At 56.1% G+C, this 25,487-nt stretch carries 26 protein-coding genes; 6 read left to right on the forward strand and 20 right to left on the reverse strand.

The genetic code is table 11. The features are described from left to right. Positions 1-2: 2 nt before the first annotated feature. The 4 genes from DAI21_RS18405 to yceD all read right to left on the reverse strand — a co-directional run bounded on the left by DAI21_RS18405 (position 3) and on the right by yceD (position 2,841). A complete protein-coding gene (locus tag DAI21_RS18405; RefSeq protein WP_102105540.1) occupies positions 3-956 on the reverse strand; it encodes a beta-ketoacyl-ACP synthase III in 954 nt (317 codons plus the stop codon). A gap of 6 nt (positions 957-962) precedes the next feature. Further along, complete coding sequence (plsX, locus tag DAI21_RS18410) at positions 963-1,997, reverse strand: phosphate acyltransferase PlsX (protein WP_206732569.1); 1,035 nt, start codon at positions 1,995-1,997, stop codon at positions 963-965. Positions 1,998-2,129: 132 nt separating this feature from the next. Further along, entirely contained in the window at positions 2,130-2,303 is a 174-nt protein-coding gene (gene rpmF, locus DAI21_RS18415) for a 50S ribosomal protein L32 (protein WP_071844907.1), read from the reverse strand. A 16-nt stretch (positions 2,304-2,319) separates the two neighbouring features. Further along, positions 2,320-2,841: a 23S rRNA accumulation protein YceD gene (gene yceD / locus DAI21_RS18420; RefSeq protein ID WP_100780588.1), complete on the reverse strand. Its 522-nt coding sequence runs from the start codon at positions 2,839-2,841 to the stop codon at positions 2,320-2,322. Between the two features lie 140 nt (positions 2,842-2,981). Between yceD and DAI21_RS18425 the strand changes: the two genes are divergently transcribed. Next, positions 2,982-3,566 (forward strand): nucleoside triphosphate pyrophosphatase, encoded by a 585-nt coding sequence (locus DAI21_RS18425; RefSeq protein ID WP_100780589.1) that lies wholly within the window; start codon positions 2,982-2,984, stop codon positions 3,564-3,566. Between the two features lie 56 nt (positions 3,567-3,622). Here the strand turns inward: DAI21_RS18425 and rluC are convergent, their stop codons facing one another. Continuing rightward, positions 3,623-4,570 (reverse strand): 23S rRNA pseudouridine(955/2504/2580) synthase RluC, encoded by a 948-nt coding sequence (gene rluC / locus DAI21_RS18430; RefSeq protein ID WP_181827608.1) that lies wholly within the window; start codon positions 4,568-4,570, stop codon positions 3,623-3,625. Positions 4,571-5,140: 570 nt separating this feature from the next. Between rluC and rne the strand changes: the two genes are divergently transcribed. Beyond that, entirely contained in the window at positions 5,141-8,308 is a 3,168-nt protein-coding gene (gene rne, locus DAI21_RS18440; RefSeq protein ID WP_107703877.1) for a ribonuclease E, read from the forward strand. 52 nt (positions 8,309-8,360) lie between these two features. Here the strand turns inward: rne and DAI21_RS18445 are convergent, their stop codons facing one another. Continuing rightward, positions 8,361-9,335 (reverse strand): LysR family transcriptional regulator, encoded by a 975-nt coding sequence (locus DAI21_RS18445; RefSeq protein WP_370447037.1) that lies wholly within the window; start codon positions 9,333-9,335, stop codon positions 8,361-8,363. Between the two features lie 67 nt (positions 9,336-9,402). Between DAI21_RS18445 and DAI21_RS18450 the strand changes: the two genes are divergently transcribed. Beyond that, positions 9,403-10,617, forward strand: coding sequence for an MFS transporter (locus DAI21_RS18450; RefSeq protein WP_107703878.1), 1,215 nt, complete (start codon positions 9,403-9,405; stop codon positions 10,615-10,617). Positions 10,618-10,696: 79 nt separating this feature from the next. Here DAI21_RS18450 and flgL read toward each other — a convergent pair whose 3' ends face one another. From flgL to flgB, 11 genes are all read right to left on the reverse strand, one after another. Next, on the reverse strand, positions 10,697-11,650 hold the full coding sequence (flgL, locus tag DAI21_RS18455) for a flagellar hook-associated protein FlgL (RefSeq protein WP_102105544.1): 954 nt from the start codon (positions 11,648-11,650) through the stop codon (positions 10,697-10,699). Positions 11,651-11,664: 14 nt separating this feature from the next. Beyond that, positions 11,665-13,308, reverse strand: a complete 1,644-nt coding sequence (gene flgK, locus DAI21_RS18460) for a flagellar hook-associated protein FlgK (RefSeq protein ID WP_107703879.1) — start codon at positions 13,306-13,308, stop codon at positions 11,665-11,667. Positions 13,309-13,382: 74 nt separating this feature from the next. Further along, positions 13,383-14,336: a flagellar assembly peptidoglycan hydrolase FlgJ gene (flgJ, locus tag DAI21_RS18465; protein ID WP_107703880.1), complete on the reverse strand. Its 954-nt coding sequence runs from the start codon at positions 14,334-14,336 to the stop codon at positions 13,383-13,385. Next, entirely contained in the window at positions 14,336-15,433 is a 1,098-nt protein-coding gene (locus DAI21_RS18470) for a flagellar basal body P-ring protein FlgI (RefSeq protein ID WP_100780597.1), read from the reverse strand. The genes flgJ and DAI21_RS18470 overlap by 1 nt, the downstream gene beginning before the upstream one ends. Positions 15,434-15,445: 12 nt before the next feature. Then, positions 15,446-16,144: a flagellar basal body L-ring protein FlgH gene (gene flgH / locus DAI21_RS18475; protein WP_100780598.1), complete on the reverse strand. Its 699-nt coding sequence runs from the start codon at positions 16,142-16,144 to the stop codon at positions 15,446-15,448. Between the two features lie 55 nt (positions 16,145-16,199). After that, positions 16,200-16,982 carry a flagellar basal-body rod protein FlgG gene (flgG, locus tag DAI21_RS18480; protein ID WP_064325681.1) on the reverse strand — a complete coding sequence of 261 codons (783 nt, stop codon included), beginning with the start codon at positions 16,980-16,982 and terminating at the stop codon, positions 16,200-16,202. Positions 16,983-16,993: 11 nt separating this feature from the next. Beyond that, on the reverse strand, positions 16,994-17,749 hold the full coding sequence (locus DAI21_RS18485; protein ID WP_107703881.1) for a flagellar basal body rod protein FlgF: 756 nt from the start codon (positions 17,747-17,749) through the stop codon (positions 16,994-16,996). A gap of 20 nt (positions 17,750-17,769) precedes the next feature. Beyond that, positions 17,770-18,978: a flagellar hook protein FlgE gene (gene flgE / locus DAI21_RS18490; protein WP_100780600.1), complete on the reverse strand. Its 1,209-nt coding sequence runs from the start codon at positions 18,976-18,978 to the stop codon at positions 17,770-17,772. Positions 18,979-19,004: 26 nt separating this feature from the next. Further along, a complete protein-coding gene (gene flgD / locus DAI21_RS18495; protein ID WP_100780601.1) occupies positions 19,005-19,715 on the reverse strand; it encodes a flagellar hook assembly protein FlgD in 711 nt (236 codons plus the stop codon). A gap of 11 nt (positions 19,716-19,726) precedes the next feature. Beyond that, the gene (gene flgC / locus DAI21_RS18500) at positions 19,727-20,131 is read right to left on the reverse strand and encodes a flagellar basal body rod protein FlgC (protein ID WP_100780602.1); all 405 of its coding nucleotides are present in this window, start codon (positions 20,129-20,131) and stop codon (positions 19,727-19,729) included. A gap of 3 nt (positions 20,132-20,134) precedes the next feature. After that, positions 20,135-20,551, reverse strand: a complete 417-nt coding sequence (gene flgB / locus DAI21_RS18505; RefSeq protein ID WP_100780603.1) for a flagellar basal body rod protein FlgB — start codon at positions 20,549-20,551, stop codon at positions 20,135-20,137. 158 nt (positions 20,552-20,709) lie between these two features. Between flgB and flgA the strand changes: the two genes are divergently transcribed. The 3 genes from flgA (at position 20,710) to flgN (ending at position 22,182) form a co-directional block, all read left to right on the forward strand. Continuing rightward, the gene (gene flgA, locus DAI21_RS18510; protein ID WP_107703882.1) at positions 20,710-21,369 is read left to right on the forward strand and encodes a flagellar basal body P-ring formation chaperone FlgA; all 660 of its coding nucleotides are present in this window, start codon (positions 20,710-20,712) and stop codon (positions 21,367-21,369) included. 92 nt (positions 21,370-21,461) lie between these two features. After that, positions 21,462-21,755: a flagellar biosynthesis anti-sigma factor FlgM gene (gene flgM, locus DAI21_RS18515; protein WP_100780605.1), complete on the forward strand. Its 294-nt coding sequence runs from the start codon at positions 21,462-21,464 to the stop codon at positions 21,753-21,755. Between the two features lie 4 nt (positions 21,756-21,759). Beyond that, entirely contained in the window at positions 21,760-22,182 is a 423-nt protein-coding gene (gene flgN, locus DAI21_RS18520; protein ID WP_100780606.1) for a flagella biosynthesis chaperone FlgN, read from the forward strand. Positions 22,183-22,246: 64 nt separating this feature from the next. On the opposite strand, the gene murJ is transcribed toward flgN, so the two are convergent. From murJ to DAI21_RS18535, 3 genes are all read right to left on the reverse strand, one after another. Continuing rightward, positions 22,247-23,782 carry a murein biosynthesis integral membrane protein MurJ gene (gene murJ, locus DAI21_RS18525; RefSeq protein WP_107703883.1) on the reverse strand — a complete coding sequence of 512 codons (1,536 nt, stop codon included), beginning with the start codon at positions 23,780-23,782 and terminating at the stop codon, positions 22,247-22,249. Positions 23,783-23,902: 120 nt separating this feature from the next. Next, a complete protein-coding gene (locus DAI21_RS18530) occupies positions 23,903-24,826 on the reverse strand; it encodes a Gfo/Idh/MocA family protein (protein ID WP_107703884.1) in 924 nt (307 codons plus the stop codon). 2 nt (positions 24,827-24,828) lie between these two features. After that, positions 24,829-25,479 (reverse strand): YceH family protein, encoded by a 651-nt coding sequence (locus DAI21_RS18535; protein ID WP_100780609.1) that lies wholly within the window; start codon positions 25,477-25,479, stop codon positions 24,829-24,831. Positions 25,480-25,487 lie beyond the last annotated feature (8 nt).

Here is a 25,487-nt window from a genome sequence, read left to right on the forward strand (position 1 = left end):
AATTAGAAACGAACCAGCGCGGAGCCCCAGGTGAAACCGCCACCAAAGGCTTCAAGCAAGACCAGTTGGCCTCGTTTAATTCGTCCATCGCGTACCGCTTCGTCAAACGCGCAGGGTACCGACGCCGCAGAGGTGTTGCCGTGACGATCGAGGGTCACAACAACGTTATCCATGGACATGCCCAGCTTTTTGGCCGTGGCGCTGATAATACGCAGGTTCGCCTGATGCGGCACCAGCCAGTCCAGCGCAGAGCGCTCAAGATTGTTCGCTTCCAGCGTCTCATCGACGATGTGCGCCAGTTCCGTGACCGCAACTTTGAACACTTCATTGCCTGCCATGGTCAGGTAAATGGAGCTGTCCGGGTTCACGCGATCGGCGTTAGGCAGCGTCAGCAGCTCACCATAGCGACCATCGGCATGTAAATGCGTCGAGATAATGCCCGGCTCTTCTGACTGACCTAACAGTACAGCGCCCGCACCATCACCAAAAATAATGATCGTTCCGCGATCTTCCGGGTTGCAGGTGCGTGCCAGCACGTCTGCACCAATCACCAGCGCATATTTCACCGCGCCAGACTTCACGTATTGATCGGCAACGCTCAGCGCATAGGTAAAACCTGCGCAGGCCGCCGCAACGTCAAACGCCGGGCAGCCTTTAATGCCGAGCTTGGCCTGAATCTCACAGGCTGCGCTTGGGAAGGCGTTAGGTGCTGACGTAGTCGCGACTACGATCAGACCGATCTCGTCTTTATCAATACCTGCCATTTCCAGCGCGCGAAGGCCCGCTTCATAGCCCATCGTGGTTACTGTTTCATCTGGACCGGCGATACGGCGTTCACGAATACCTGTGCGGGTGACAATCCACTCGTCAGACGTATCGACCATTTTTTCCAGATCGGCGTTGGTTCGCACTTGTTCAGGCAGAAAACTGCCGGTACCTAAAATCTTCGTATACATGTACGCTCAGTCACTTTTAGCTAATACAGATTCCAGGCGAGCGGCAATCCGCTGAGGGACTTGTCGCTGCACCGCCTGCACTGCCTGTTCAATCGCGACGGTAAAGGCTCGCTGATTGGCCGCACCATGACTCTTAATCACCGTGCCGCGCAATCCTAACAGACAGGCGCCATTATACTGGTCGGGGTTGAGGTGACTGAATCGCCGCGCCAGGCTTTTTTGTAACCAACGCTTTAATAAAATCAGCCACCAGGACCTTTTTTTGCCTTCGCCCTGCGATTTGAGCAGGGAAAGAAACATTCGAACCACCCCTTCCATCGTCTTTAACGTAACGTTGCCGGTGAACCCGTCACACACCAGAACATCGGTCTTTCCGGTCAATAATTCATTAGCTTCAAGATAGCCAATATAGTTGATTGACGGCATGGATTTTAGCAATTCTGCGGCATCACGGATGCTATCAAGACCCTTGGTCTCTTCTTCACCGATATTCAGCAACGCAACGCGGGGATTCACAATTCCCACCACTTCTTCTGCCAGCACCGAGCCCATAATGGCAAACTGGGCCAGCATCGTACTATCGCAATCGACGTTAGCGCCCAGATCGAGCACCACCGTTTTGCCCTTCTGCTGATGCGGCAACACCGTCACCAGCGCAGGTCGCTCAATCCCCTCTATGGGCTTGAGCATTAATTTCGCCAGTCCCATCAGCGCACCGGTATTTCCGGCGCTGACGCAGGCTTCAGCCCGCCCTTCTTTTACCAGTTCCAGCGCAATTCGCATTGAGCTTCCGCGACTGTTGCGGATCGCATGCGAGGGCCGGGCATCACTGGCAATAACTGACTGCGCAGGGATAATCTGCAGACGTGAACGTTGTTCAAAGTCAGCTTTTGCAAGTAATGGCGTGATGGTGTCGGGATTGCCGACTAAAAGAAGTGTGAGTTGCGAATTAGAATTCAGTGCCTGCAATGCTGCAGGCACTGTCACGGAAGGCCCGAAATCTCCTCCCATGACATCTAACGCCAGGGTTAGACGTGTCAAGGTATCTTCGCTGCCCGGTTCGGTGTATCCCCCGCTTTCGCGGGGAATGCCTCACTAAGCTTCATCACGTTTACTCTTCGTCTTTCACGATGCAGGCGTCCCGCACGGTAAAATTCGTTGAGTAGCGCGTGATTACTTAGTGATTACCTTGCGGCCACGGTAGAAACCGTCGGCAGTCATGTGGTGACGCAGGTGTTTCTCACCAGAAGTCTTGTCTACAGACAGGCTGGTAACTGCAGTCAGCGCGTCATGGGAACGACGCATGCCACGTTTGGAACGGGTTGGTTTATTCTGTTGTACGGCCATGGACCTTACTCCTTAATTACTTACGCTTTAAGCTGGCTAATACGGCAAATGGGTTTGGTTTTTGCGCTTCATCAGGCAGTTCCCCAAAGACCATGTCCGCGTCGGACACTTCACAGTGTTCAGAATCATGCACCGGAACTACCGGCAAGGCGAGGATGATTTCATCTTCAACCACTGCCAGCAGATCGATTTCACCGAATTCGTTAACCTCAATCGGCTCATACGCTTCCGGGAGTGCTTCAGCCTGTTCGTCAGAACGAACCGGACTGAAACAATACGTTGTGTGAACATGACGTGTGAACGGTTTCCCGCAACGCTGGCACTCGAGCGTTACCGTGACCTTTGCATCACCGTTCAGAACGGCCAGGCGCTGGTTATCGATAGCGAACGACATGGAGCATTCCACATCAGTGTCCACACTGACCACAAACTCGGCGATACGTTCAGCCTGATCGGCGGTATAAATACCTTCGTAATCGAGGCGTTTTTGAGCCGTACGAACCGGGTCAAGAGTCAGGGGTAATTTTACCTTTTGCATAGGGCGCGCATATTAACTTTGTAACGTCATAGAGTCAAAGAAAAAGGCAACCAGGGCTGCCTTTTGCCAATTATTCGCACACATTGCGGCCTGTAGTTTAAAATGGCTGGCATCGATACGCTATATCTGGTGAAAAAAATATGCCAAATCTCGTGCTTGCTTCCACTTCGTCATACCGCCGCGCGTTGCTTGAAAAGCTGGGGATCCCGTTTGAATGTGCCGCCCCCGTCGCTGACGAAACGCCGCATCACGCTGAATCTCCGCGTCATCTGGTGTTGCGTCTGGCACAGGAAAAAGCGCAAAGTCTGGCCGCTCGCTATCCCAACCATCTGATTATAGGCTCCGATCAGGTTTGCGTGCTCGATGGTGAAATTACGGGTAAACCTCACACCGAAGAGAACGCGCGCCTGCAGCTCATGAAAGCCCGAGGCACCATTGTTACCTTTTACACCGGCCTTGCGCTTTACAACTCCGCCACGGGCCATCTGCAAACGGAATGCGAACCCTTTGACGTTCACTTCCGCCACCTGAGCGATCAGGAGATTGAGGATTATGTGCGCAAAGAGCGCCCGCTTAATTGCGCAGGGAGCTTCAAAAGTGAAGGTCTGGGGATTGCGTTGTTTGAAAAACTGGACGGGCGCGACCCAAATACGCTGGTCGGTTTACCGTTGATTGCGTTATGCCAGATGCTCAGACGCGAGCACTTCAATCCGCTTTCTGCCTGACCGTAAACGGCCCTGTTTTGGTAAGCCGGGTAAGCACAGCGCCACCCGGCCTATATTTAACCGCGTAACACTTTCAGACAGCGTTTCAGCTGGTCATCCAGCGGCGCTTCGACGCGCATCACTTCACCTGTGCCAGGATGGGTGAATTTCAGCGCCGCAGCGTGCAGGAAGAGACGCGACAGCCCCGTTCCGGCCAGCTGTTTATCAAACTCACGATCGCCGTAGCGGTCATCAAACGCAATGGGATGTCCGGCATGTTGCGTATGCACGCGAATCTGGTGGGTACGGCCGGTCACCGGGCTACAACGCACCAGTGTCGCAAACGCGTAACGCTCTTCTACTTTAAAGCGAGTTTCAGACGGTTTACCTTCGCTGTTCACCCGCACAATGCGCTCACCGCTTTGCAGAATGTTTTTCAGCAACGGTGCCTGCACCACTTTCACATGGGACTGCCACTGACCGCGCACCAGCGCCAGATAGTCCTTTTGCATGCCCTTTTCGCGCAGCTGCTCGTGCAGCGAACGTAACGCCGAGCGTTTTTTGGCCACCAGCAGCACGCCAGAGGTATCGCGGTCCAGACGGTGAACCAGCTCGAGGAAACGTGCTTCCGGGCGCAGGGCGCGAAGGCCTTCGATCACGCCAAAGCTCAAACCGCTGCCGCCGTGCACCGCCGTGCCGGAGGGTTTATTCAGCACCAGGATATGATCGTCTTCATAAAGGATAGCGTCAGTCAGCGCGGCGACTTTTTGCAGATGCGGCGAAACCGCCTCTTCTTCACGTTCAGCGACGCGCACCGGCGGAATACGCACTTCATCGCCCGCTTCGAGTTTGTACTCAGGTTTCACGCGCTTTTTATTTACCCGCACCTCGCCTTTGCGCAAGATGCGATAAATCATACTTTTTGGCACGCCTTTCAACTGGGTGCGTAAAAAGTTATCGATTCGTTGCCCCGCTTCATCATCGGCGATAGCAACCATTTTTACGGATGGAGTCTCTGTTTTCATGGTTGGCGATTCTAAATATCGATACGCATTAGCGCCACTCATTTTTCTATGCTTATATTTACTTTTGCCCGGGCAGGTTTGTTCACGCGCAATCGATTTGGTGGTTATTAAACCAATCCTCTCGTTGAAGTGGAGAAACTGTGAGTAACCGGGTGATAAATGGTAAAAGTCATCTTGCTATAACCGGGTTAGCAATGGAATAATGAATCCGTTTTCCGTGTTAAATCCTGGTTAAGTAAGGATGTCGACGGAATGACCCATTTTGTCTGACCGATCATCCACGCAGCAATGGCGTAAGACGTATTGATCTTTCAGACAGTTAGCGGGCTGCGGGTTGCAGTACTTACCGGTAAATGGAATCTTCTCTGGAGAGTGTTCCCAGGCTGTTCCCCTGATAATTGCGCTGTATTTCCGTATGAAATACAGGCAACCGACACTTTGCGCCTCTTAAGCGAGCGACAACCGTGAGGTTGGCGACGTCAATAGTCACGAGGCCATCGGTTCAAACCCCGGAAAGCGTCACCTTGCCCGCAGCTTAGTCGTCAATGTAAGAATAATGAGTAAGTTACGATGAAAAGAATGTTAATCAACGCAACTCAGCAAGAAGAGTTGCGTGTCGCCCTCGTGGATGGGCAGCGTCTGTACGATCTGGATATCGAAAGTCCTGGACACGAACAGAAAAAAGCGAACATTTACAAAGGCAAAATCACCCGCATTGAACCAAGCCTTGAGGCCGCATTCGTCGATTACGGCGCTGAGCGTCACGGTTTCCTTCCTCTTAAAGAAATTGCCCGCGAATACTTCCCTGCCAATTACAACTCCCACGGTCGTCCGAACATCAAAGATGTGCTGCGCGAAGGCCAGGAAGTTATCGTTCAGATTGATAAAGAAGAGCGCGGCAACAAAGGCGCTGCGCTGACCACCTTTATCAGCCTGGCAGGCAGCTATCTGGTTCTGATGCCGAACAACCCGCGTGCGGGCGGTATCTCTCGCCGCATCGAAGGCGACGACCGTACCGAGCTGAAAGAAGCGCTGGCAAGCCTCGAACTGCCTGATGGCATGGGCCTTATCGTTCGTACCGCAGGCGTGGGCAAATCTGCCGAAGCGCTGCAGTGGGACTTAGGCTTCCGTCTAAAGCACTGGGAAGCAATCCAGAAAGCCGCAGAAAGCCGCCCGGCTCCGTTCCTGATTCACCAGGAAAGTAACGTTATCGTCCGTGCTTTCCGCGATTATCTGCGTCAGGACATCGGCGAAATTCTGATTGATAACCCGAAAGTGCTTGAGCTGGCTCGCCAGCACATCGCAGCACTGGGTCGTCCAGATTTCACCAGCAAAATTAAACTGTACACCGGTGAAATTCCGCTGTTCAGCCACTATCAGATTGAATCCCAGATTGAGTCCGCCTTCCAGCGTGAAGTGCGTCTGCCGTCCGGCGGTTCTATTGTTATCGACTCCACCGAAGCGCTGACCGCCATCGACATCAACTCCGCACGCGCAACCCGCGGCGGTGATATCGAAGAGACCGCCTTCAACACCAACCTTGAAGCCGCAGATGAAATTGCCCGTCAGCTTCGTCTGCGTGACCTGGGCGGCCTGATCGTTATCGACTTCATCGACATGACTCCGGTTCGCCATCAGCGCGCCGTTGAGAACCGTCTGCGTGAAGCGGTGCGTCAGGATCGTGCACGTATTCAGATCAGCCATATTTCTCGCTTTGGCCTACTGGAGATGTCTCGTCAGCGCCTGAGCCCGTCGCTGGGTGAATCAAGCCACCACGTCTGTCCGCGTTGTAGCGGTACGGGTACCGTGCGCGACAACGAATCTCTCTCCCTCTCTATTCTGCGCCTCATCGAAGAAGAAGCACTGAAAGAGAACACCAAAGAGGTTCACGCCATTGTTCCGGTGCCAATTGCCTCCTACCTGCTGAACGAAAAACGTGAAGCGGTGAGTGCCGTTGAAACCCGTCAGGGCGGCGTGCGCTGCATCATCGTACCAAACGATCAGATGCAGACCCCGCACTACTCCGTCCTGCGCGTGCGCAAAGGCGAAGAGACCAGCACCCTGAGCTACCTGCTGCCAAAACTGCATGAAGAAGAGATGGCGATGCCGTCTGATGCAGAACCGGCCGAGCGCAAGCTGCCAGAACAACCGGCGCTGGCGACCTTCATCATGCCAGAAGCCCCACCGGCGCCTGTTCAGGAAAAAGCGCCAGCGAAAGCCGCTGCGCAGAAACCTGCTGAAACCAGTGATAAGCCTGCTGAACCAGGTCTGCTGGGCCGCTTCTTCAGTGCGCTGAAGAAAATGTTCGCCGGTGAAGAGCCTCAGCCGGAGCAGCCAAAAGTTGCGCCGAAAGAAGAGAAACAAGAGCGTCCGCAGGATCGTCGTAAGCGTCAGAACAACCGCCGCGATCGTAACGATCGTGACCGTCGTGACAACCGCGATAATCGTGGCGACCGTGACAACCGTGGTGAGCGCGATAACCGTTCCGACAACAACGAAGGTCGTGAAGCGCGCGAAGATAATCGTCGCAACCGTCGCGAGAAGCCACAGCAGCAGAATGTGGAAGATCGCGAAATTCGCCAGCAGGCGGGCGAAGAGTCTGAAAAAACCAGACAGCGTGACGAGCAGCAGCCACGTCGCGAACGCAACCGCCGTCGCAATGACGATAAACGTCAGGCGCAGCAGGAAGCGAAAGTTGTCAACACCGAAGCACCTGTTGAACAGGATGCCGATCAGGAAGAACGCGTTCAGGTGATGCCGCGCCGTAAGCAGCGTCAACTGTCGCAGAAAGTTCGCTTTGCATCTGAACAGGCCGAAGTCGCTACCGTTGCCGCCGCTGAACCGGTTGTTGAAACCGCTCAGAACACGCAGCTGGCGAAACTGGACTTGCCTGCGGTTGTCGATACGGTCGCTGAGCATGATGACAATGGCGAAGCGCGTGATAACAACGGTATGCCGCGTCGTTCCCGTCGCTCTCCGCGTCACCTGCGCGTGAGCGGTCAGCGTCGTCGTCGTTACCGTGACGAGCGTTACCCGACTCAGTCACCGATGCCTCTGACTGTCGCCTGTGCGTCACCAGAAATGGCGTCCGGCAAAGTCTGGATCCGCTACCCGGTTGCCCGTCCTCAGGAGCAGCAGGTTGAAGAGCAAAACGTTGCTGCAGAAACCGTTGAGCCAATCGTTGCACCTGTAGCCGCTACCGAAGCCGCCGCCGTGGTCGTTGAAGAAGCACCGCAGATCGTGGCCGACGCCCAGCCCGTTGTTGACTTCGAGCCAGCGGCAGAACCTCAGCAGGTTGTTGAAACCGCTGAGATCGAGACAACTCATCCGGAAGTGATTGCCGCGCCTGTCGACGAGCAGCCTCAGTTCATCGCCCAAGAAGATGTTGTGGTGGCTGAACAGGTTGCAGAAGACGCAGAACCGGCAGCCGAGGTGGTTGAAGAAGACGTAGTGACTGAAGCGGTTGCTGAGCAACCTGTCGATGTTACCCCGGCTCCACAAGCAACGGTTCCCGCACCGGTTGTGAAACCAGAGCCTGTTGTCGCTGTCGTTGCTGAGCATCACCATGCAACCGCACCGATGACTCGCGCGCCAGCACCGGAATACGTGCCAGAAGCACCACGTCATAGCGATTGGGTACGCCCTGCGTTCGATTTCGACGGTCGTGGTTCTGCAGGTGGTCATAGCGCCACTCACCAGGCAACGGCTCCGGCGACTCGCCCGAATCCGGTTGAATAACCCGCCGTTCTGATGAAAAGCCGACCCTCGTGGTCGGCTTTTTTTTGGCTTTTTACGGGAGGGGTTTTCGCATTCCGACGATTTGTGGCATCACCTCACGCATCATTTCCAGAAAACGCCTCAATCGCGCGGGGTAATAGCGCGACCACGGATAAACCAGGTGCACCGGCAGCGCAGCGGGTTGCCAGCCCGGCAAAAGAGGCACCAGCCTTCCCTCGCGGATATCCTGTTCCACGGTCCAGCTCGAGACCACCGCCACGCCTAATCCATTCAACGCCATGGTACGCGTTACATACAGGCTGTCGGTGCTCAGACGCGGCGAAATTGCCACTCGCGCAGTCTGCGGCGAAGCTCCGTCAAACAGCTCAATATGCTGATGATAAAAGGTGTTGAGGGCAATCCAGGGAAGCGCAGTGAGATCGTCGGGGACCTCAGGCATGGCATGACGGGCCAGTAGCTCGGGCGCCGCAACCACACAGCGTGGGACTTCGGCCAGCAGCACCGATACCGTATTAGGGTCGATCTCCGCCCCTACGCGGATCGCGCAGTCGATGTTATCACTCAGAAAATCCGCCGATCTGTCGTATAGCATCCAGTCGACAGAAAGCTGCGGATAACGCATTAAAAACTGGCTCAGTGGTGCCAGAAGCTGTTCCTGCCCGAACGCATGGGGCGCCCGCACACGCAAGGTGCCAACAGGTTCATCCTCCGACTGCCCCACCTCATCCTCCAGCGCGAGCCAGCTGTCGATCACTTTTCTGGCATGCTGATAGCAGCGCTCGCCGTCATCGGTGAGCTTGGTGGCGTGGGTGGTGCGTAACAGCAAACGCACGCCGAGGAGGGTTTCCAGCGACTGCAGGCGTCGGCTAACGGTCGCCTGCGTGGTCCCCAGCTGCCGTGCTGCGGCAGAGAGCGATCCCGATTCCACGATACGCGCAAAGGTGCGCATCAGTTCCACTCTGTCTATACGCTCTGTTCGCTTCATGATTATTTTGATGATACGTTTAACGTATAGTCGTTTTACCATCCCGCTGGCTACCGCCTCAAGCCTGAATGCATAAAAATAGCCTCACTCCATGAATGAGGTACATCAAATGAACACTGCCACCCTTACCCAGGTCACCAGCCGCTGGGTTATTTTTATCCTGGCCATTGGCGCCGGGTTTAGCGTTGCATCCATCTATTATGCTCAGCCGCTGTTGCCGTTAATGGGCACCGATTTACACCTCAGTATCGAAGGGATGGGACTGGTGCCGACCCTGACGCAGACGGGCTACGCCCTTGGCATCCTTTTCCTGCTGCCGCTCGGCGACCGTCACGATCGCCGAACCTTAATTCTCGTTAAAAGCGCAGCACTGGCGCTCTTTCTGCTGGGCTGTAGCTTGACCGGGCAGCTTCACTCGTTATTGTTGGCCAGCCTGCTTATTGGTATGGCGGCAACCATGGCGCAGGACATCGTCCCGGCGGCGGCTATTCTTGCCCCGGAAGGCAAACAGGGAAAAACCGTCGGGACGGTAATGACCGGCCTGCTGCTGGGTATTCTGCTGTCGCGTACCGTCAGCGGTGTTGTGGGTGAAGCGTTCGGCTGGCGGGTGATGTATCAACTTGCCGCCGTCAGCATCGCCATGATCGGTATGGTGATGTGGGCTGTATTACCGCGTTTTGCGGTTCACTCTACGCTCAGCTATCCGGCCCTGATGCGCTCGATGGAGCACCTGTGGCGCCGCTACCCGGCCCTGCGTCGTGCGGCGCTGGCCCAAGGTTTTCTCTCTATTGCCTTTAGCGCGTTCTGGTCAACGCTAGCGGTGATGCTGCTGGAACGTTACCACCTCGGTAGCGCGGTGGCTGGTGGATTTGGGATTGCCGGTGCCGCAGGTGCGCTGGCTGCCCCGCTGGCCGGAGGCCTGGCGGATAAACTCGGTGCGGGCAGAGTGACCCAACTGGGTGCCGCGCTGGTGACTATTTCGTTTGCGCTGATGTTTTTAATGCCCGCTTTGGGCAGCCACGGACAACTCGTTCTGATCGCGATTTCCGCGATCGGTTTTGACCTGGGGCTGCAGTCCAGCCTGGTCGCGCATCAGAACCTGGTCTATAGCCTCGAACCCCAGGCGCGTGGGCGGCTCAATGCGCTGCTGTTTACGGTGGTGTTTATCGGGATGGCGCTCGGCTCGGCGCTGGGCAGCAAAGTGTACGCCCTGGCGGGCTGGCAAGGCGTAGTGATGCTGGCAACGGTGTGTGGTGCGGCGGCGGTGCTGATCCGCTTAATAGAAAGCGCGCGGCTGGTCAGCGTGCAGGCGCAAAATCGCTAAAAAAAAGCCCAATCCGGCACGCCGGGTTGGGCAGACAAAACATATCCAGTTTCAAGACATGTTCTAAAAGGTCAAAATGTTACTTGTTCAGCTGGAACAGAGACATCCCCTGCATATCACTGAACGCTTTATAAGAGGCCTGAAGTGCTGCTTGCTGCATGGTGTAAGACGAAATCGCCGCGTTCCAGTCCACGTCCACCAGATCACTCATCTGCTGAGTCTGACCCAGCGCGCGGTCATCACCCAGTGCATCCAGCTTATCGAGTTCGTTGAGCTTGGTGCCCAGATCGGCACGCACGGTCAGCACGTTATCCAGGGAATTACTCAGTCCACGGTTGGCTTTATCGATATTTGCCACAAGGGCATCTGTCTTAGCCTGGTCGCCGCTTACGGGTGTGTTCAGCGCAGCGATGGCGTTATCCAGAATCTTAAACAGGTTAGTTTCCTGGGCACTGCCGTCAGGCTCTGGCTTGGCATTGCTGGTAAACTTTTCAAACACTTCCGAGCCAGTATGGCTAATCTGCATATCGCGTGCAGAGTCCACCTGCTGAGTGATCGCCGTACTGCCACCGTTATAGCTGCCGTCTGTCTGATCAAACGGTGCGGTGTCGGTCTTAAAGCCCGCAAAAATATAACGACCATTGCCGTCGGTGCTATTGGCCAGGTTGACCAGTTGATCGCGAATACCCTGCAGATCGGTTGCCACAGACGCCCGGTCGATATCACTCAGGGAGCCGTTGTTCGCATACACGATTTTATCCTGCGCAGACTGAATTGCCGTCGTCACCTGGCTTAACACGCTCTCTTCCAGCGACACGCGCTGAGTCGCAAACGTACGCGCGAGAGCAAACTGGCTATTCTGTGACTGGGCCTGAGACAGTACAACGGCCTGCGACGCGGCAATCGGATCGTCCGACGGGCGGTTCACACGCTTACCGGTGGACATCTGCTCGCCATAACCCAGCCATTTGCTTTGGGACTCAGTGATCCCACGCATATTTTGCTGGTACATCATTTGGGTGCTAATACGCATCGTTCACCTCGGCCTTAGCGAATATTAATTAACGCATCAAAGAGCGTACTGGCAGTCTGCAGAACCTGCGCATTCGCAAGGTAATACTGCTGGAAACGCTGCAAGTTGCCATACTCTTCGTCGAGGTTAACCCCGGAGATAGACTGCTGCTGATTGCTCAGCTGTGTCACCACATTTGTTTTGGTCGCAGCGCTGGTTTTCAGTGAAGACGTGGTGCTGCCAACGGTACTGACCAGTGAGGCATAAGCATCGTTAAAGGTCTTGTTGCCACCGACCACTTTGCTGCTTTGCAGATTCAGCAGCGCTTTCCCGTTGACGTTATCACTCTCACCGCCCGTCGCCGAACCTGCCATCGCCAGTTTGGATTCATCGCTGATCAGCAGATCCATGTTCACGATAGCGTCAACTACCGGTTTCACCGTAAAGCTGTCTTTCGTGGCTGCGCTACCGCTGACATTCACGGTGACCCCGTCAAACGTCATGTTGCCGCTGGCATCTGGCGTAGCCGTGAATGAGGTTTTGTCAGCACTACGGGTGACGGTCCAGTCAGTGCCGTTAAATTCAAGCTTATAATCCGTCGCCTGAACTTTAGAGCTGTCCGCGATAGTGGCCGTGACGGCCGCACCTGGCACGCTGTTTTTGCTATTGCCGGTCACCGCTGGAGAGCCGATATCGAACAATTTGCCGCCCGCATCACCATTGGCATCAAAGCCTTTCTCGTGCTGCTGGTTCATGGCGTCAGCAAACGAGAGCGCCAGCTGGTTCAGCGTATTACGCGCTTTATCCAGGTCTTCTGCGCGGAACGTTAACAGACCGCCCAATGAGCCGGTGTTCAGCACCTTCTCGGGAATTTCGATATTACCGGCGAGGGAATCCACATACGCCACGGTGGTGCGCGCAGGATCGGCGCTCGACGGTACCGCCGCTAACTGGTTAGCCGTGCTGCCCTGAACCAGGGTGTAACCATTACCGAATGAGACGTTGTAGGTGCCGCCGTCCTGTACCGCGACCTCCACACCCACGATCTGGTTCAGTTCGCTCACCAGCTGATCGCGCTGATCGAGCAGATTGTTTGGGGAAGCCCCTGCGCCCACGCCGGTCAGACGTGAAATCTGATCGTTCAGATTCGCAATCTGTTTGGCATAGGAGTTAATCTGATCCACGCTGGTCGCAACCGCAGTGTTTACCTGCTTATCCTGGTCGCGCAGGTACTGGTCGGTCGTTTTGAACTGATTGACCAGGCCATCCGCTTTGCCGAGAACAGTCTGGCGCGCCGCCGGATCTTCCGCGTTACTCACCAGTGTTTGCAGGCTGGTAAAGAAGCCCTGCAGCGTGGTGGACAGGGAGTTAGTGGTATCAGACAGCACATCGTCGATTTTCGACATCTGCTGATAACGCGTGGTCAGGCCGCTGCTCTGAGTCTGTGCTGCACGCAGCTGGTTGGTGATGAACGCATCATATTCGCGCTGTACGCCCGAAACATAAACACCATTGCCAACCCAACCACCGCCGGTCAATGTACTGTTCGCTGCACCCAGCACCGTGGTCTGACGGGTATACCCGGCCACGTTATAACTGGAAATATTGTTGCTGACGGTGTTCAGTGCCGACTGTGCCGCACTGAGGCCACTCATAGCGCTGTTAATCAAACTGGACATTGAGGTTCCTTTTTAAACTTTCAGACACGAGTCCTGATTAGGATTATCGACATCGCGCGCGCAAACTTGAGTCCTTAGAACAGATTTTCGATATCGGTGCTGTAAGCCTTGCTGACTTTCTCACCCATCGCTTTAAGCTGTTGAATCATACCGGTCAGTTTGCGGGCATACTGCGGGTCGGTGGCGTAGCCTGCGTTCTGCAACGCCTGCGCCCCCTGCTCCGCCGTCGCGGCCTGCGTGACCGCAGCGTAGCGCGGATTGCGGCTCAACAACCCGACATAATCTGACAAGGCTTCAAGATAGGAGCTGTAAACGCGGAATTTTGCTTTGACCTTCACCGCCGCACCGTTTTCAAATTCGGTGGTGGTGATCTCCGTGGTCGGCCCTTTCCAGCCTGACGACGCTTTGACGCCAAAAATATTGAAGCTCGGCTCGCCGTTTTCACGGCGGATCTGACGCTGCCCCCAGCCGGATTCCAGCGCGGCCTGCGCCAGAATCAGGTGGTGCGGAACCCCGCTCTGCTCACTGGCCAGACGCGCCGGGAGCGAAAGCTGAGCGAGGAAGTCTTTGCTGTCGCCCGACAGCGACTCATCGCTGCTGGCGGTCGGTTTCGGCATGGCTTTACGCACCATCTGCGTCAGCGCCTGGTTCTGATAACTGGTCACCGTTTCAAGATCAAACTTCATCGGCACCTGCTGGGTTTGCTCATCGGGCTGAACACCCTGCGCCGCCTGCATCTGTTTCACGATCATATCGGCGAGGCCAAGCCCCTTACCGGCGGTCATCTGCTGGGCAATCTGTTGGTCATACATGCTGGTGTAGAGTCGCGTCGAGTCGCTGCTGAACATGCCATCTTTCGGCAGCGCTTCTCGCATGCTTTTCAGCATCATCTGCACAAACATCCCTTCCACCTGGCGGGCAACCGGGCGGAGGTTCGCCGCCGGATCGGTGCCTGCTTTGGCTTTCAGATCGTTGAGCGACTGGGCATCCCAGGCCGCACTTGCCATCAGTTTGCTATCGCCGAGCATTAGATGATTTCCAGTTTGGCGCGCAGGCATCCTGCACTTTGCATGGATTGCAGAATCGACATCAGATCCATCGGCGTCGCCCCCAGCGCGTTCAGCGCACGAACCACGTTGTTCAGGTTGGCACTGGAGCGCACGCTTTGCAGCGAGCCGCCGCTCTGGCGCATATCAATTTGCGTCTGTGGCGTCACCACCGTCTGACCACCACCAAACGGCGTATCCGGCTGGCTAACGTTAGCCGAGCGGTTGACGCTGATGGAGAGGTTGCCCTGCGCCACGGCGCAGCTGTCCAGCGTCACTTCGCGGTTCATCACCACGGACCCGGTACGGGAGTTGATGATCACTTTGGCATCCTGCAGCGGAACGTTGACTTCCATATTCTGGATATCCGCCAGCATGCGCACCTGGTTGCTGCTGCCGGTCGAGGTGCGAATCTGCACGGTACGTGCATCCAGCGCCGTCGCGCTTCCAAAACCACGGCTGCGGTTGATGGTATCGGCAATCTGCTGCGCCATAGTGAAGTCTTCATTATTCAGCTGCAGGTTGATGGTATTCCCGGCGCCAAACTGCGTTGGCAGTTCACGCTCGATGATCGCCCCGTTAGTGATACGCCCGCCGTTCAGCTGGTTCACCTGCACGCTGCTGCCGCCCGCCGATGCCCCCGCGCCGCCGACCAGAATGTTACCCTGTGCCAGCGCGTAGACCTGGCTGTCCACCCCTTTTAACGGGGTCATCAGCAGCGTCCCGCCGCGCAGACTTTTGGCGTTACCCATTGAAGAAACCACCACATCGATGGTTTGCCCCTGGCGCGCAAAGGCCGGGTAGGACGCGGTGATCATTACCGCTGCCACGTTTTTCAGCTGCATGTTGGTGCCCGTCGGGACGGTGATCCCGAGCTGGGACAGCATGTTATTCAAACTCTGAGTGGTAAACGGCGTCTGGGTGGTCTGGTCGCCCGTTCCGTCCAGGCCAACCACCAGGCCATAGCCTATCAATGAGTTTTCACGTACGCCCTGTACACTGGTGAGATCGCGAATGCGGTCAGCCTGGGCGCATGTCGCCACCAGGACCAACACCATTGCGAAGAGGGATTTAAACATAGGTCACCTCGCTTACATCGGCGATAAATTAAGGAAGAAGCGTTGCAGCCAGCCCATATTCTGCGCTTCGTTGATGTAGCCGTTGCCGACGTACTCAATGCGCGCATCCGCCACCTGGGTGGACGGTACGGTGTTGGTGCCACTGATGGTGCGAGGGTTAACCACACCGGAGAAGCGAATGAATTCAGTGCCCTGATTGATGGCGATCTGTTTTTCACCCACTACGTGTAAATTGCCATTCACCAGAACCTGGTCAACGGTCACCGTCAGCGTACCGCTGAAGGTGTTACTGGCATTGGCGCCGCCTTTGCCGTTAAAGCTGTTACCGCCAGAGGCTTCCACATCGGCACGCGCATTGCCAAACAGGCCCTGCAGATAGCGTGGAACGGTATCGAAACCAAAGTTGGTTTTGCCGTCGCGGCTGGCATTCGCCGAGGAGCTTTTGCTCGCGCTGACGTTTTCCTGCAGCGCAATGGTCAGGGTATCGCCGACGTTACGCGGGCGACGGTCTTCGAACAGCGGTTGATAACCGTAGTTAATCGGCTGTGCGGACTGGAAAATGGAGCCGTTCACCACCGGCGTTGGGCCGGGAACGGGTTGGGCGGTAGTCGCACCCTCTACCAAAGGTTTTGACGGGATCAAGGCGCAACCGCTGAGGGTAACGGCCAGGACAGTCAGTATTGGATAACGAAACGCCGCGTTTTTTTGCATTGCCTTCATCTTCGAAAACAGGGAGCCGGTGCGGTTTACCGCACCGGACTACACCTTAGAGTTGCGTCAGTTTTTGCAGCATCTGGTCGGTCGTCGACACTGCTTTACTGTTAATTTCATACGCGCGCTGAACCTGGATCATGTTCACCAGCTCTTCCGCCACGTTGACGTTAGAGGTTTCGACATAGCCCTGATACAGCAGCCCGGAACCGTTCAGGCCCGGCGTACTTTCATTCGGCGCACCGGAGGACTGGGTTTCGGTGTAGAGGTTCTCACCAATGCTTTCCAGACCGGTATCGTTCATGAACGTCGTCAGGTTCAGCTGTCCAACCTGAACAGGCGCGGCCTGCCCTTGCTGGGTCACGCTGACCACACCGTCACGTCCGATGGTAATGCTCAGGGCGTTAGCCGGAATGGTGATCGCAGGCTGAACCTGGAAACCACCGGCGGTCACCAGCTGACCATTCTGATCCACCTGGAACGAGCCATCGCGGGTATAGGCTGAGGTTCCGTCAGGCAGCTGCACCTGGAAGAAACCCTGACCTTTGATTGCCACGTCTTTGCTGTTGTTGGTCTGGGACAGGTTGCCCTGGCTGTGCAGACGTTCGGTCGCAACCGGACGCACACCCGTACCAATCTGCAGCCCTGACGGCAGCGTGGTCTGCTCGGACGACTGCGCGCCCGGCTGACGAATGGTTTGATAAAGCAAATCTTCGAACACGGCACGCTGACGCTTAAAACCATTGGTGCTGACGTTCGCCAGGTTGTTGGCGATGACATCCATATTGGTTTGCTGCGCGTCGAGACCCGTTTTCGCGATCCATAAAGAGCTGATCATAAGAAATCCTATTAACTCATAGACAGCAGTTGGTTAGCACGGCCGGCGTTTTCATCCACGCTGGTGATAACCTTCATTTGCATTTCGAAACGTCGGGCGCTGGCGATCATATCGGTCATGGCTGCAACCGGTTTGACGTTACTGCCTTCCAGCACGCCGGACATCACGCGAATGCTTGGGTCAGCCTGCAAGGTCGGGCCACGCGTTGCCTGTGCTGCCTGGCTCAGACGGAACATCCCGTCATCGCCGCGCGTCACTTCATTGCCTTCCGCTTTGACCAGCTTCAGTCGACCGACCGGGGCAATGGTGTTCGCCGGATCACCGGGGTTGAGGGCCGAAATGGTCCCGTCCGCCGCGATAGTGATTTCCGAGCCTTCCGGCACCGTAATCGGACCCGCTTCGCCAATAACCGGATGCCCCTGAATGGTCATCTGACCGTTGGCATCCACCTGGATATTACCGTTGCGGGTATAGCCTTCTGAGCCATCAGCCGCTTGCACCGCCAGCCAACCGTCCTGCTGAAGTGCAACGTCCAGCGGACGCGAGGTGTAATCCATCTGACCAGGCGTCATATCGGCACCCGGCGTTGAGGCGATAACCAGCGTACGCGTTGGCAGCGAAAGCCCTTCCACCGGCACGGCGCGCAGCGCATTCAGCTGCGCACGAAAGCCCGGTGTTGAGGCGTTCGCCAGGTTACTGGCGGTCACAGCCTGCTGATTCATCGTCTGGCTGGCTGCGCCCATCGCGGTATATATTGCGTGATCCATTACATCATCCCGTTAGACGATTAACGCAGGTTGACCAGCGTGTTGAGGATCTGGTCCTGAGTTTTGATGGTCTGCGCGTTCGACTGATAATTACGCTGCGCGACAATCATGTTCACCAGTTCTTTACTCAGATCGACGTTGGATGCTTCCAGCGCGCCATTGGTCAGCGTACCGAAGTTACCGGAACCGGCGGTGCCGAGAAGCGCCACGCCAGAGGACTGAGTGGAAGACCAGACGTTATCGCCTTCGGATTTCAGACCTTCGTTGTTGGCGAAGTTCGCCAGCACGATCTGGCCCAGAACCTGGGTCTGTTCGTTGGAGTAGTTACCCACTACAGTGCCGTCATCGTTGATCTGGTAGCTCACCAGATCGCCCGGCTTGTAACCGTTCTGGTTAGTCGCCACGATGTTGTTCGCACCGGTGTTCTGCTGCATGGAGTTGGTGAAACTCATCGCGAAGGTTGCAGGGGTTGCGCCCGGCATGGTCGCAGTGGTGATGTTGACCTGTCCACCGCCTGTCAGCACGCCGCTGGCGTTAAAGGTCAGCGTGGTGGCCAGAGAGGGGGTGCTGCCCGCCACGCTGCCATCCTGCGCATAGACTTTCCAGCTGTTCGCAGCGGTGTCTTTGACGTAGAACAGGTTCATGTTGTGCGCATTACCCTGGCTGTCAAAGACCGTCACGGTCCCTTTTTTGTTGTAAGAATCGACGTTTGTCGGGTCGAACGGTGTCACCGTCGGCGTCGCATCGGTGGAGTTCAGGTTGATCTGCTGAGACGCGGTGGTGGTGGACTTCGCCGCCATCAGCGTGTTTGGAATTGAGATCGCCTGTGGGTTCGCACCGGTCTGTACCGTTGGCGGTGTGCCCGCAACCGGATAGCCCGTCAGCTGCAGACCCTGCATGTTGACCAGGTTACGGTTTTCGTCGAGTTTGAACTGACCGTTACGGCTGTAAAAAACAGAACCGTTTTCATCGACCATACGGAAGAAACCGTTCTGGCTGATGGCCACATCCAGCCCACGGCCGGTGTTAGTGGTGGTGCCATCGGTAAAGTCCTGGGTAATACCCGCAACTTTAACGCCCAGACCCACTTTGGAACCGGCGAACATATCTGCGAAAGATGCTGTGCCAGATTTAAAACCGTAGGTCGCGGAGTTGGCAATGTTGTTGCCAATGACGTCCAGGTTGGTGGCCGCAGCATTCAGGCCGCTGACCGCTTGAGAAAAGGCCATGACTTACTCCTGATAAGTGTTAAGGCTTAAATAATCTGCCGAACTTCGTCGAGCGTGGTGGTCCCAGAAGTACCCAAATCCAGTTTGTTACCATCAGAGCCGCGAATCACCCCCTGCACCAGAGCGAATTGCAGCGGCTGAGCCACCAGCTGAGTCGTCCCGTTGCTGGCAGAAATCGCCACTTTGTAAGAACCGTTCGGTGCCGTTGTGCCATCCGTCAGGCTGCCATCCCAGGTAAAGGTATGAACGCCCGCTTTCAGCTCACCAATGTCGATCGTGCGCACCACAACACCGTCTTTGTTGGTGATGGTGGCGGTGACTTTATCGGCCGGTTGCTGCAGCTCAACGCCAAATGGCGTGGTCGTGGTGGTACTGCTTCCGTCGGTGGTGCTGGTCCCTGCCAGGATAGTGGTCCCTGGGATCATCACACCGTGGCCGATCAGGTTGGCGGCCTGCAAAGACTGGCTATTGTCGATTTGACCGGAAACGGAACCCAGCGTGGTATTGAGCTTTTCGATGCCGCTCACGGTACTGATCTGCGCAAGCTGCGTGGTCAGTTCGTTGTTCTGCATCGGGTTCGTCGGGTCCTGGTTTTTCAGCTGCGCAACCAGTAACGTCAAAAAGCTGCCCTGTAGATCGGCAGCACTGTTACCGGTCAGCGAGCTGGAGCCAGTGGCCCCACTGGTGCTGGCGACGCCGGAGTTGGTCGGGTCATTCACATTGACGGCGATGGACATTCGTGTCTCCTTTACTGGCCGAGAGTGAGCGTTTTGAGCATCATGCTCTTCACGGTATTGAGCACTTCAACGTTCGCCTGATAGCTGCGCGACGCTGACATGGTGTTCACCATTTCGCCGACCACATCGACGTTTGGCATTTTCACGTAGCCGCTCGCATCCGCCAGCGGGTTGCCTGGCTCATACACCAGTTTGTCCGGGGCCTGGCTCTCAACCACATCGGCCACTTTCACGCCGCCGGTTGCCGCGCCCGGCGCAGCATTGACCTGAAAGACCACCTGTTTGGCGCGATAGGGTTGACCATCGGGTCCGGTCACGCTGTCGGCGTTCGCCATGTTACTGGCGGCGACGTTCAGACGCTGAGACTGCGCGGTCAGGGCTGAACCCGCGATATCAAAAATATTCAGTAAGGCCATGAATTAGTTGCCCCCCTGCAGGACGCTCTGCATGCTTTTAATCTGTCCACCGAGCACGGTTAGCCCCATCTGATACTGCAGGCTGTTATCGGCAAACTGGGTGCGCTCCCGGTCCATATCGACGGTGTTACCGTCCAGGGATGGCTGATCAGGAATGCGATAAAGTAAATCGGTGGACGGCGCAGTCATCGCCTGAGCGGGAATGTGGCGTGAAGAGGTCAGCGCAAGGGCAACACCCGTCCCTTCGGCCCGACCACGCTCCATCACTTTTTTAAGCTCAGTAGAAAAATCAATATCGCGCGCCTGAAACCCTGGGGTGTCGGCATTCGCGATATTGGCGGCCAGGATCTCCTGCCGCTGGGCGCGCAGATTGAGCGCTTCCTGTTGAAAACGTAACGCGGCGTCGAGTTTATCGAGCATGTCTCCTCCGCTGATGGCGAAATTTCAGCATGTAGCTTAAATCTCAACCCGTCTTCCTTATCGAAGGAATAAACGCAAAATGCGTCGCTATTTGTTGCGTTGATGGGAAAGCCTTAGGGGTAGAATCCTGTTAAATCCAGGAACCGCGGGAAAGTGAGATGCTGACGTTCAAAAATGGCCTTGCCGTTACCTTACTGCTGTTCAGTACCCAGTCTTCAGCGCTGGGGCTGAATGTGTTGCTGACCGCTTTTTTTGCTGAGCGTCTGGCGGGGTTAAGCGATGAGGTCAAAGTCGATATTCGAACGCAGCCGAATCTCCTGCCCACTTGCGAACAACCCTCGTTCAGCATCAGCGGCGGTACCCGGCTGTGGGGTAATGTGAACGTGCTGGCCCGCTGCAATAATGAGAAACGCTTTTTGCAGGTTATGGTTCAGGCGACAGGCAACTATGTTGTCGCCGCTCAGCCCATCGCACGCGGCAGCGTTTTACAGCCCGCTCATGTAGAATTAAAGCGCGGACGCCTGGATCAACTTCCGCCGCGCACCATGCTGGATATTAACCAGGCACAGGATTCGGTGAGCCTGCGCGATCTGGCGCCAGGGCAAGCCATCCAGCTGTCGATGCTGCGTCAGGCGTGGCGCATTAAAGCCGGACAGCGCGTGATGGTGGTGGCGAACGGAGATGGCTTTAGCATTAATAGCGAAGGCCAGGCGCTGAACAACGCTGCGGTCGCCCAAAACGCACGCGTTAGGATGTCTTCAGGTCAGGTGGTTAGCGGAACCGTCGGTTCTGATGGGAATATTCTGATTAACCTATAATCTTTTTAAAGATATCGCGGCAGCTGCCGATAAATAATCATCAGATGATTATATCAGGCGCCAACGCCGCGAACCTCTATGAGGACAACACTATGAGCATTGATCGTACATCGCCCCTGAAGCCGGTTAGCACTGTACAACCTCGCGAAACGAACGACGCGCCAGCCCTTAAAGCGCGTCTGGAAAAATCGTCCACGGCCAACAGCACCAGCGTCACGTTAAGTGATGCACAGTCAAAACTGATGCAGCCAGGCACGAACGATATCAACATGGAACGCGTCGAAGCGCTGAAAACCGCGATTCGTAACGGCGAACTGAAAATGGACACCAGCAAAATTGCTGATGCGCTGATTAACGAAACGCAGAACTTCCTTCAGAGTAAATAACCGTATGAGTCGACTGTCAGAAATATTGGATCAAATGACGGTAGTCCTGAACGATCTGAAGACGGTGATGGATGCCGAGCAACAACAGTTATCCGCAGGCTATGTCAGCGGCAGCGCACTGCAGCGCATTACTGAAGATAAAAGCTCGCTGCTGGCTACCCTGGACTATCTGGAGCAGCAGCGCCGCGCGGAGCAAGATCCACGTCGCAGCGCCAACGACGATATCGTTGAGCGCTGGCAGACCATCACAGAAAAAACGCAGCACCTTCGCGATCTCAACCAGCACAACGGCTGGCTGTTAGAGGGGCAAATTGAACGCAACCAGCAGGCGCTTGAGGTGTTAAAACCTCATCAGGAGCCGGGGCTGTATGGCGCCAATGGCCAGACATCCAGCTCGCGCGGTGGCGGGAAGAAGATTTCGATTTAACGCTTCAGTGAAGAGATGAAGTGGGAAATGGGGAGCACCCTCTGGTGAACTCCCCTTTAGTCGTTTATGCCGTCCGGCGAGCGAACTCTTTCACCTTAAAGCCGAGCACCGCAAGTGTAGCGAAGTAGGCAATAATTCCCACGACCACAACAGCCATCAGGCGCAGCAGACGATACGGCATGGTGCCCAGAGACCATTCCGGCATCACATACATCATCCCGACCAGCGCCGCCGCCATCACCACCACCGCAATCACCAGACGCACCAGGAAACTCATCCAGCCCGGCTGCGGAGTGAAAATTTTCTGCTTACGCAGCTGCCAGTAGAGCAGCCCGGCGTTCAGACAGGCCCCCAGACCGATCGACAGCGACAGACCCGCATGCTTCAGTGGCCCGATAAACGCGAGGTTCATCAGTTGGGTCATCACCAGCGTCACAATCGCAATCTTGACCGGCGTTTTGATGTCCTGACGCGAATAAAAGCCCGGCGCCAGCACTTTCACCACAATCAGCCCCATCAGGCCGACGGAATACGCCACCAGTGCGCGCTGGGTCATTAATGCATCGAACGCGTTGAATTTGCCGTACTGGAATAATGAAACCGTTAAGGGTTTCGCCAGAATCCCCAGCGCCACGGCGCTTGGCAGCGCCAGCAGGAAGCACAGGCGTAAACCCCAGTCCATCAGGCGACAATATTCATCATGATTGCCGCTGGCAAAGCTTCGCGACAACGACGGCAGCAGAATCGTCCCCAGCGCCACGCCCAGCACCCCGGACGGGAACTCCATCAAGCGGTCGGCGTAGTACATCCACGACACGGAACCTGACACCAGGAAGGAGGCGAAAATGGTGTTGATAATCAGGGAAATCTGGCTCACGGACACGCCGAGGATCGCCGGGCCCATCTGCTTGATCACGCGCATCGCACCCGCATCGCGGAAGTTAATGCGCGGCAGCACCAGCATGCCGATCTTTTTCAGATGCGGAAGCTGATAAGCGAGCTGCAGCACGCCGCCGACGGTGACCGCCCACGCCAGGGCCAGCACCGGCGGATGGAAGTGCGGTGCCGCAAACAGGGCAAAACCGATCATGCTGACGTTTAAAAACGTCGGTGCAAACGCCGGGACGGAGAAGCGGTTCCAGGTGTTGAGGATCGCCCCGACCAGCGACGCCAGCGAAATCAGCAGAATATAAGGAAAGGTAATGCGCAGAAGCTGCGTCGTCAGGGCGAATTTATCCGCCGTGTCGGCAAAGCCCGGCGCGGTCACCATAATCACCCACGGTGCGGCCAGCATCCCGATCACCGTGACAATCGCCAGAGCCAGTGTCAGCAGGCCCGAGACATAGGAGACAAACACGCGGGTCGCGTCTTCGCCCTGCTTGCTTTTGTATTCCGCCAGAATCGGCACGAACGCCTGGGAGAATGCCCCTTCGGCGAAAATTCGGCGCAGTAAGTTCGGCAGTTTGAACGCCACAAAGAAGGCGTCAGTCGCCATCCCCGCGCCAAACACTCTCGCCACAATCGCATCGCGCGCGAAACCCAGCACGCGAGAAAACATGGTCATCGAGCTGACTGCTGCCAGCGATTTTAATAAGTTCATTAACGTGAATTTCCACAACCACACGGCAAAACGCCTGCATAGCAGGCGTGAAAAGTGCGCTTAGTCTACCCGTATTTAAGCGAATTACTATCCGCAGATGTTACAGGGGTTAAACAGTTTCTACTCGCTCATCGCCTCGCGCCAGAGCTTTTCAATGACGCGTTGCGCCAGAATCGCCTGTTCGCCCGAAGTTTCAGGAACCGTCTGATTTTGCACGCACTCGATGAAGTGACGCGCACAACCGGCGAACCCGCGCTGCTCCAGCGTGCTTTGCCAGCCAGGGATTGGCCGCGTCACCACCCCGCTCCCTTTTTCTTCACGCCATTCGCGCATATCGGTTACATCAATGAGTGCGCCATCGGTGATCGCCTGCACGGATTCGCGCTGACTTCCCGCACGACGATGCATGCTGGTGGTCACCTGAATTGTGTCCACCGCGAAATGGTGTTCGGCATATACCATCTCCCCTTGATCGTTGGTTTGCAGGGTGCCGCTTTTCAGCTGTGCATTACCGTTGGTCAGCCACAGGGCCGTATCGACCACATGCAGATAATCATCCAGCAGCGTAAAGCGCAGATCGTTCGGGCCAATGCTGTCGGTGCGATGCTTATCCATGCGCAGCGATGCCGCCGTGCCAAGCCGGGATTTGAGATCCTGATACAGCGGCGAGAACCGGCGATTGAACCCGACCATCAGCGTCAGATTTTTGCGCGCCGCCAGCTCAATCAGACGCTCGGCGTCCTGCACATTCTCGGCCAGCGGTTTATCGACACAAACGTGAACACCGGCGTTGAGCAATTCGCTCACCACCTGATAGTGCGTCGCGGTCGAGGTATGAACGAATACCGCGTCACAGTCGTGCGCCAGATCCGCCATGGAGGCAGCATAAGGAATTCGCCAGGTATCGCAGATTCGCTGCGCTTTTTCCCGCGTCGGGGACCATGCGGTTTGCAGCGTCCAGTCGGTCGCCGCGCCCAGAACCGGCAGCCAGGCTTTCTGCGCGATCCCGCCGAGGCCGACCACGCCAATGCGTAATGTTGTCACCGTTAGTCTCCTAAATGCGCCAGCAGGGAGTCGAGGCGCTGCTTGAGTTCCGCCACTTCGTTTTCCAGCGCGTCGACCCGCGCGGCAAGACTCTCGTCCTCAGCGGGCGAAACCGCTTCTACCACATTGATGAGGGTTTCAACGTCGCCACTGAAAAGATGCATGTAGCGGCTTTCGCGTTTGCCCGGCTCACGCGCCAGGCGCAGCACAAACGGGCCATCTTCGCGTGAGGCGAGATTTTCCAGCGTCTGCTCCACTTCCTGCATATCACTGAATTCATGCATTCGTGCGGCGCGGGAACGCAATTCACCCGGCGTTTGCGCCCCGCGCAGCAGCAAGGTGGTGATCACCGCCACTTCGGCGCTGTTCAGTTTCAGATCGCCAAATTCGGAATTGCAAAAACGTTGTTCATATTTAGTGACGCGGTTGCCAAACCCACTGACGGTGCGCAGATAGTGGCGTTTAACCAGCGCATCCAGTTGCTCTTGTACCTCGTGCTCGCTCAGGTTGAGCACCGGCTCACGGTTGGTTTTCTGGTTACAGGCCAGCGTCACCGCATTGACCGACAGGGGATATTGCTCTGGCGTCGTGACCTGTTTTTCCAGCAGGCAGCCAATCACCCGCGCTTCTGTGGCAGTTAACTGATATTTCATGGGTGCTC

The sequence above is a fragment of the Lelliottia sp. WB101 genome, assembly GCF_003051885.1.
Classification (GTDB): domain Bacteria; phylum Pseudomonadota; class Gammaproteobacteria; order Enterobacterales; family Enterobacteriaceae; genus Enterobacter; species Enterobacter nimipressuralis.

Bases quoted from the DNA above. Each gene is read 5' to 3' on its own strand.
- DAI21_RS18405 (WP_102105540.1), bottom strand. From the start codon at position 956: ATGTATACGAAGATTTTAGGTACCGGCAGTTTTCTGCCTGAACAAGTG.
- rpmF (WP_071844907.1), bottom strand. From the start codon at position 2,303: ATGGCCGTACAACAGAATAAACCAACCCGTTCCAAACGTGGCATGCGT.
- yceD (WP_100780588.1), bottom strand. From the start codon at position 2,841: ATGCAAAAGGTAAAATTACCCCTGACTCTTGACCCGGTTCGTACGGCT.
- DAI21_RS18425 (WP_100780589.1), top strand. From the start codon at position 2,982: ATGCCAAATCTCGTGCTTGCTTCCACTTCGTCATACCGCCGCGCGTTG.
- rluC (WP_181827608.1), bottom strand. From the start codon at position 4,570: ATGAAAACAGAGACTCCATCCGTAAAAATGGTTGCTATCGCCGATGAT.
- rne (WP_107703877.1), top strand. From the start codon at position 5,141: ATGAAAAGAATGTTAATCAACGCAACTCAGCAAGAAGAGTTGCGTGTC.
- DAI21_RS18445 (WP_370447037.1), bottom strand. From the start codon at position 9,335: ATGGTAAAACGACTATACGTTAAACGTATCATCAAAATAATCATGAAG.
- DAI21_RS18450 (WP_107703878.1), top strand. From the start codon at position 9,403: ATGAACACTGCCACCCTTACCCAGGTCACCAGCCGCTGGGTTATTTTT.
- flgL (WP_102105544.1), bottom strand. From the start codon at position 11,650: ATGCGTATTAGCACCCAAATGATGTACCAGCAAAATATGCGTGGGATC.
- flgK (WP_107703879.1), bottom strand. From the start codon at position 13,308: ATGTCCAGTTTGATTAACAGCGCTATGAGTGGCCTCAGTGCGGCACAG.
- flgJ (WP_107703880.1), bottom strand. From the start codon at position 14,336: ATGCTCGGCGATAGCAAACTGATGGCAAGTGCGGCCTGGGATGCCCAG.
- DAI21_RS18470 (WP_100780597.1), bottom strand. From the start codon at position 15,433: ATGTTTAAATCCCTCTTCGCAATGGTGTTGGTCCTGGTGGCGACATGC.
- flgH (WP_100780598.1), bottom strand. From the start codon at position 16,144: ATGCAAAAAAACGCGGCGTTTCGTTATCCAATACTGACTGTCCTGGCC.
- flgG (WP_064325681.1), bottom strand. From the start codon at position 16,982: ATGATCAGCTCTTTATGGATCGCGAAAACGGGTCTCGACGCGCAGCAA.
- DAI21_RS18485 (WP_107703881.1), bottom strand. From the start codon at position 17,749: ATGGATCACGCAATATATACCGCGATGGGCGCAGCCAGCCAGACGATG.
- flgE (WP_100780600.1), bottom strand. From the start codon at position 18,978: ATGGCCTTTTCTCAAGCGGTCAGCGGCCTGAATGCTGCGGCCACCAAC.
- flgD (WP_100780601.1), bottom strand. From the start codon at position 19,715: ATGTCCATCGCCGTCAATGTGAATGACCCGACCAACTCCGGCGTCGCC.
- flgC (WP_100780602.1), bottom strand. From the start codon at position 20,131: ATGGCCTTACTGAATATTTTTGATATCGCGGGTTCAGCCCTGACCGCG.
- flgB (WP_100780603.1), bottom strand. From the start codon at position 20,551: ATGCTCGATAAACTCGACGCCGCGTTACGTTTTCAACAGGAAGCGCTC.
- flgA (WP_107703882.1), top strand. From the start codon at position 20,710: ATGCTGACGTTCAAAAATGGCCTTGCCGTTACCTTACTGCTGTTCAGT.
- flgM (WP_100780605.1), top strand. From the start codon at position 21,462: ATGAGCATTGATCGTACATCGCCCCTGAAGCCGGTTAGCACTGTACAA.
- flgN (WP_100780606.1), top strand. From the start codon at position 21,760: ATGAGTCGACTGTCAGAAATATTGGATCAAATGACGGTAGTCCTGAAC.
- murJ (WP_107703883.1), bottom strand. From the start codon at position 23,782: ATGAACTTATTAAAATCGCTGGCAGCAGTCAGCTCGATGACCATGTTT.
- DAI21_RS18535 (WP_100780609.1), bottom strand. From the start codon at position 25,479: ATGAAATATCAGTTAACTGCCACAGAAGCGCGGGTGATTGGCTGCCTG.